Annotated in this window: 1 pseudogene; it reads right to left on the bottom strand. The window is 34.2% G+C overall.

The window, feature by feature from the left end:
* Positions 1-16: 16 nt before the first annotated feature.
* Positions 17-1,206, bottom strand: a pseudogene (locus BAZO_RS10765) (IS3-like element ISLla3 family transposase); the annotation flags it as partial.

Here is a 1,206-nt window from a genome sequence, read left to right as displayed (position 1 = left end):
ATATACTTGGATTTTTTTAATTGTTTTGGTAATTCAAGCGAAATTGAATTGGACTCATCCAGTTCAATTTTTGTTTGATTCGTTTTGTATTATAGTACCTAATCCAGATTACAATAACCTGTTCAAGTTCTTCGAAAGACGAGAAGATATGTCCGTAGTAAATTTCTTGTTTAAGTAGCCCAAAGAAATTCTCCATAACTGAATTATCATGACAGTTTCCTTTACGGCTCATAGACTGAAAAATTCTATGAGATTTTAATTTAGAAACATAGTCTCTCATTTGGTATCCCCATCCTTGATCTGAGTGGAAAGTACGTCGATAAGGACAATCAGATGTCACAGATAAGGCTTGATTTAGAGCAATATCAATTGATTGATAAGAGGGGTGTTTAGAGATATGATAACTAATCACCTCGCTATTAAATAAATCAATGTAAGGATTGAGATAACACTTTTTCTGAATTCCATCTTCATAATATTTGAATTCTGTCGTATCTGTTGTGATTTTTTGATGAGGAATGGAAGTTCTGAATCGTCTGTGCAATTTATTTTTAGCTACCGTCCCTACTTTTCCTTTATATGAATTATATTTACGTGATTTGTGCCAATAAGACGTCACACGAAGCCCTAGCTTCTTCATTAAGCGCTGTACCTTCTTGTGGTTGACGTGATAGCCACGTTGCTTAAGTAATTCACTCATTGGACGATAACCTGCATTGGCATGTTCTTGACGTATTTTAAGCATTTCTTTTTCGATAAGCTCATCTTTGTTTACCCGTTCAAAACAGTTAACCCAATAATAATAAGTGGCTTTAGGGAATCCTGTAACTTTCAAGATTTCTTTGAGTTTGAAGGTTTTACGGAGACTGTAGATGAGTCTTGATTTTTGTTCATTAGAGCATTTTTCTCCAATCTCCGAAGTCCTTTTAAATAAGCTACCTCAATTTGCGCATAACGTAATTTTTGTTCAAGTTCTTTAATTCGTTGAGAATCATTTGGGTTCTGAGTCATAGACGATGCAATGCTTTCTAGTTTTTTACGCCGTCCTCTCTTTTTGCTTATTGGGACTTCTCCATAAATTTTGAAATGATTAACCCAGCTTGCAAGTAAGGTAAAATTAGTAATTTCGAATTTTCTTGCCACAGCTTCATACGTTAAATCAGTTGTTAAATAACATTGTACCGCATTTTCTTTCAACTCCATAGA

This window comes from Schinkia azotoformans LMG 9581 (assembly GCF_000307855.1).
GTDB classification, from domain to species: domain Bacteria; phylum Bacillota; class Bacilli; order Bacillales; family Bacillaceae_J; genus Schinkia; species Schinkia azotoformans.
This window is presented reverse-complemented; position numbering and strand designations above follow the sequence as displayed.